Source organism: Streptomyces sp. NPDC094034 (assembly GCF_040303865.1).
GTDB lineage: Bacteria > Actinomycetota > Actinomycetes > Streptomycetales > Streptomycetaceae > Streptomyces.
The window spans coordinates 1-4,863 of the sequence record NZ_JBEOUD010000096.1 but is presented as its reverse complement, the minus strand read 5'-3'; the positions used below and the strand labels follow the sequence as shown (position 1 = coordinate 4,863).

The window sequence follows — 4,863 nt, the reverse complement described above, 5'->3', positions numbered from 1 at the left end:
CAACCCGACACCAACCCTACTTACCGGTAACTTCTTCTGGACTCCGCTCTCCAAGACTGAGCAACTCCCTAGTCAGCACGTAAGAACTGCTCATCGCCAAGAGAGCCGCGACATCAGTGGTGATACCCGCTTCAGGGCAGTGCGCGTTGGAGACGTTCCAGGAGGGGGTCAATCTGCTGACGTGCCAGCTTCTTTGCTCTTCCGAGGTGAGTCAGCGCCCTCACAGCCGTGGGATCCAGACGTACAAATTCTGGCGTCCACGCGGCATCGAAGCGGACGATGCCCCGCACGGCGGGCTCCCAAAGCAGACGGTCCGGGTGTCGAAGAGGGGGGCAGTCGGGGAGAAGGGGTGGTCGCACATGCGCGTCCCGAGCGGCGAAGGCTTCAGGGACGGATCGCCTGAAGTGGTCATATGCGCTGGGCTCATGGGCCAGGGTGTCGTCAGACAGGACGAGGAGGATCAACCTCGCTGGCGGGAGAAGCCGTACGGCCTCCGAGAACTCCCACAGGGTTCCAGGACCAGGAGCGGCGACAAGGACGACCAGGCGGGCGCGGGTCAGAAGTTCGCTGACGATGGGCTGCCAGCCGTCCAGGGGGAGGTAGAGCTTGTCAGCTCCAGGGAGGGGCAGTTTCTCTCCCGGCTGACCGACGGCCAGTAACCTGGCGAACCGTTGGAAGGTTCGGGATATGCCCTCTTCAAGGGTCTGGGAGCTTGGGTTTTCCATGCCTGCGCTCATGAACAGACTCAACGCCGAGCCATGACCGGAAAACGCCGAACCCGACTGAAACGTCTTGCGGTCCTCGCTGAACGGACGGAGGAAGAGGACGAAGGGCTCCGAACCCAGCTCGTGAGGTGAGCGCAGTACACGGGTGAAGTGCCGGCGCCCGTGACGTGATAATCGTCTCCCGGCGTACAACACAACAACTCCGGTACAGAGCATGCCGGTTGTGACCAGCAGCGTCTGCCAAATCGGCAAAGAGCGGTACGGCGAGTTCAACACCGTGCCCGTCATACGAATCCGGTTGGCCGCGACCAGAAGCAAGAGACAACCGACGATCTGGAGAACCGCCCCGACAAGGCGCATCCCCAGTCCGGAGGCGGGGCGCTGAGCCCGGCTATGTGCAGGCTGCCTGTTTGGTGTGTTCTCGACCATGAGGACATGATGTGCCAGTAGGCGTAACTGGGCTACAACCCGGCGAGCCTCAAGCAGCGAGGCTGGACGCAAACCTTCGGACTGATCCACTTCTGTTCCACCGTTAGGCGGCGAGGCAGCCCTGCGGCGGCCCGCCCGGTGGGCTTCGCCAACTGAAGCAACCGCGCCACCATCACCGGCCTCGCGACCGGCTCACCGCAGACCAACCGGCGATGCTGGCCGAACTGGGCTCCGGCCGAGCCGCCAGGTGGGAGAATGACTACAGCCGCCCTGCGGACGGACCCGGACAGGCGCCATTGATGATTTGCAGTGCCCCCTTACGGGGCTCGCAGTGCGCCTCCACGTACAGCAAGGAACCTGATGCCCATGCCCAAGCGTGTGTTCGTCAGTTTCGACTATGACTACGACAAGACCCTCAAGGATTTCCTGATAGGGCAGTCCAAGAATCCCAACTCACTCTTCGAGATCCATGACTGGTCGATCAAGGAGGCATCGCCCGACTGGAAGGTCAAGGCCCGCGCCAGGATCAGAGCGTCGGACGTCGTCGTCGTCATCTGCGGTGACCACACGGATGAGGCGGTGGGTGTAGCCATCGAGCTGCGAATCGCTCAAGAAGAGGGAATCGATTACTTCCTGCTGAACGGGCACAACGGCAAGACCGGGAAGAAGCCGACCTCGGCAAGGACCTCGGGCAAAGTCTACAAGTGGACGTGGGAGAACCTCAAGTCCCTAGTCGGAGGGGGACGGTGACGACACCTCCCGATCCGAACCAACGGGCGGAGCTCCTTGAACTCTACAAGCTCGCCGTAGAAATGGCCGACCGGGTCTCCGCCCGGCGGGGGAGCTCCAATGCCTTCTTCCTGTCGGTGCAGACCACGTTCATCGTTCTGATCAGCTTCGGCTTCCCGAAGCTCGCCGGATCTCCCTGGTGGGTGTCTCTGACCGTGGCTCTAGCCGGCGTCACCCTTTCGGGCACCTGGTGGATGCAGCTTCGCAGCTACCGGGATCTCAATACCGCGAAGTTCAAGGGGATCAACAAGCTGGAGGAGCGCCTGCCGGCGAGGATCTTCGCTGACGAGTGGGAAGCCCTGAAGAGCGACCCCATTCCAGGCTGGCGCAAGCGTTACGCAGAGCTGGGCACGTCCGAACGCATCGTTCCGCTGGTGTTCGTCGTGGCGCACCTGGTTCTGTTTGTGGGCACACTGACCGTGTGACCTACCTCGATTCACTCGCCGACCTGATCCGGTCCTGCCTCCCCCCGGACGCCCAGCCTCCTTCGGACTCTGACGATCTGTTCCGCTTCTACGCCGTGCTGCTTAAAGCCAAGGGGGAGCAGGTCACCGACGAAGACGTTCACAACGCCTGGGCAGCCTGGATGCAGTCAGTGGACAACACCCATGCGGCGCTGGTCCCCTTTTGCGATCTTGATACAGAGACGCGAACCTTTGATGCCCCGTACGCCGAAGCCATCCGCGCGGCTGCTCGTCAAGTGAAGCGCAGCGCAGATCACTAGTACCGCTGGACCAGTCACGCGGCACCGTCACGAGGGCTCGGGCCGTACAGCGATCGCCTGCCGACGCCGAGTGTTCGAGCTCCATTCGGAGGGCGACGCCGCTGTCGATCTCATCCGCACTCCAGCAGTGATGTCGGGAACTGCAGCAGTCCAGCGGCCCGCCAACCAGTTCGGCGTAGCCGCGACCCGGCCGTGGCCGCCCCATCAGGGATCGTCATGGTCCATGCCGTACACGCGGCCGTGCGACGGCATCGCTGCAGCCAGTCTATGAAGTCGGCCACTGGCGGCCGGTGAGCATGACGGTGCCCCTCCGCGACGGCTCACCGGTAGCCGGGGTATAGGGGTCGGTGCGGTGGCCTTGACGGTGGAAGTGGACGTCACCAGCGCGGCTCCCGGCGGAGCAGCCGCGTTCCGGGCCCATGGAGCACGGCGGAAGCCTTGTCACACGCTGCACGCCGCACTCACAATCGCAAGGCGCTGCAGAGTTGTCGCCATGGCTGACCGGGGGATACATGAGGACGCAATCAACGGCGCCTCACTCGGCGCAGAGTCGGACTCGAGGGCGCATGCTGACGAGCCTGGGTTGGACTGTGCGCCTTCTCGGGCTGGCCATGTTGTTCAGTGGCACCGCGTTGTTCAACGTGCTGGTGAATGAGCCAGCTGGCGGTGTGGCTCGGCTCCCCCTGTGGTCACGCCTGTTGATCATGCTTGCAGTCTTGGCGGTCGGGGGTTTGTTCTTCGGATGCAGCTATCCCCTCCTCGTCCGAGGTAGGCGCCACCGGTCCGGGACCATCACCTCTTTCGGGAACTTCCCTGAGGTGCAATATGTCCTTTACTTGCGCCCCTTCGGTATCGACCCGGAGATGGCCTTACCCATGCCCGAGGCCCCTGGCGCCCTCATGCGGTCCCCCTTTGAAATACGTGGTATGACGCAAGAGGACTTCCTCGTCAGGCAGTTCAAGGGCCTCGGGCGGGTCATCGCAGTCGGTCAACCGGACGAGCGGCTGCCACTGCTCGGAGCGGAGCGCGGCTACCTCCCCGTAGATAACTGGCAGGACACCGTGAGCGACATGATCCAAGGCGCCCACGTGGTGATGATGTCCGCGGCTCCGGGACCTGGAACGGTCGGGAGTTCGTAGAAGCCCTGCGCACGATCTCTCCCGCCCGGCTGGTCCTGCTGGTCTACTGCGAGCCAGCGGAGTACACGGCCTTCGGTGAAGCCGTGGCGCAGGAGTACGCCATGCGGTCGGGCGAGGAAGGGTCTGGCGTGTGGCCGCAGCTGCCCGGGCTCCCAGCATTTCCACCACCGCTGCCTCGAGCCAAGGGCCTGCGCTGGGATCTGCCCTTGAAGGGCATCGTCTCTTTCAATGAGGACTGGAATGCGACCTTCAACCGGTTCGATCCGATAGTGCCAAGGCTACGACTCGTCTGGACGTTGCGCCGCCTGGTGAGACGTGAATTGGAACCGGTGCTGGGCCCGCTCTCTCAGCTTCCCATGACCACGGCAGCACGCCCACGGACGCGGAGGAGACACAACATATGACCTAGCGCAGCGTGACGCCGCCCTCGTGCCGCTCCACAATCTCCCGAGGTACCAGTAGCCCTGCTGGACACGGTTGGCCCGGCCGACCAGAGCCGGGGATTCGGCGTGCAGGTTGCGCAGCGCCCGGCCGGCTCCCCGGGGCGGGCCGGAAGCAGGACCTGCGGGAGCAGTTGCCTCGCCCCGGCTGGGGTGAGGGCGCCGACATCGGCCAGGCGCAGCAGCACACCCAGAACGCAGGGGCCGGCGGCGGCGAGCGCAGCGGCGTGGCCGGTCATCTACTGGCCGGCGGCCTGGGGGTCGACGGCGGCCAGGTGCTCCAGGAACGGGGCCGCCGGCCAGACGTCGGCCGCCTCGTCGGCCAGCAGCAGGTGCGGCGCGTGCTCTTGGAGGGTCTTCAGCCAGGCGGCGGCCGGGCCGGAGCCGAAGAAGAACCCGGTGGCGCGCGGGTCCGCCCAGCCGGCGAGCTCCCGCGCCTCGGCCACGCCCGGCTCGTTCAGCGCGGCCAGCTCAAGGACCCGGGCGGCGCGGCCGGGCAGCGGCACCAGCGGCTGCGTAGGTCTAAGACCGTGTCCTATGTGGTGAGTCGTGTGAGGCGTTTGTAGCAGCAGAGGGCGGCGGCGAGGCCGAGGAAGGCCAGGTAGTTGCGGGGGTGG

The 4,863-nt window shown here is 64.9% G+C and carries 6 protein-coding genes; 4 read left to right on the top strand and 2 right to left on the bottom strand.

Annotation, left to right across the window (positions count from 1 at the left end; genetic code table 11):
• Positions 1–131: 131 nt before the first annotated feature.
• A complete protein-coding gene (locus tag ABTZ59_RS36795) occupies positions 132–1,154 on the bottom strand; it encodes a hypothetical protein (protein ID WP_351425747.1) in 1,023 nt (340 codons plus the stop codon).
• Between the two features lie 366 nt (positions 1,155–1,520).
• Between ABTZ59_RS36795 and ABTZ59_RS36790 the strand changes: the two genes are divergently transcribed.
• The 4 genes from ABTZ59_RS36790 to ABTZ59_RS36775 all read left to right on the top strand — a co-directional run bounded on the left by ABTZ59_RS36790 (position 1,521) and on the right by ABTZ59_RS36775 (position 3,806).
• Positions 1,521–1,904: a TIR domain-containing protein gene (locus tag ABTZ59_RS36790; protein WP_351425737.1), complete on the top strand. Its 384-nt coding sequence runs from the start codon at positions 1,521–1,523 to the stop codon at positions 1,902–1,904.
• On the top strand, positions 1,901–2,368 hold the full coding sequence (locus ABTZ59_RS36785; protein WP_351425731.1) for a RipA family octameric membrane protein: 468 nt from the start codon (positions 1,901–1,903) through the stop codon (positions 2,366–2,368). The genes ABTZ59_RS36790 and ABTZ59_RS36785 overlap by 4 nt, the downstream gene beginning before the upstream one ends.
• On the top strand, positions 2,365–2,667 hold the full coding sequence (locus tag ABTZ59_RS36780; RefSeq protein WP_351425728.1) for a DUF7701 domain-containing protein: 303 nt from the start codon (positions 2,365–2,367) through the stop codon (positions 2,665–2,667). Before ABTZ59_RS36785 ends, ABTZ59_RS36780 begins: the two co-directional genes overlap by 4 nt.
• 926 nt (positions 2,668–3,593) lie before the next feature.
• Positions 3,594–3,806, top strand: coding sequence for a hypothetical protein (locus ABTZ59_RS36775; protein WP_351425723.1), 213 nt, complete (start codon positions 3,594–3,596; stop codon positions 3,804–3,806).
• A gap of 679 nt (positions 3,807–4,485) precedes the next feature.
• Here the strand turns inward: ABTZ59_RS36775 and ABTZ59_RS36770 are convergent.
• A complete protein-coding gene (locus ABTZ59_RS36770; RefSeq protein ID WP_351425720.1) occupies positions 4,486–4,752 on the bottom strand; it encodes a hypothetical protein in 267 nt (88 codons plus the stop codon).
• Positions 4,753–4,863 lie beyond the last annotated feature (111 nt).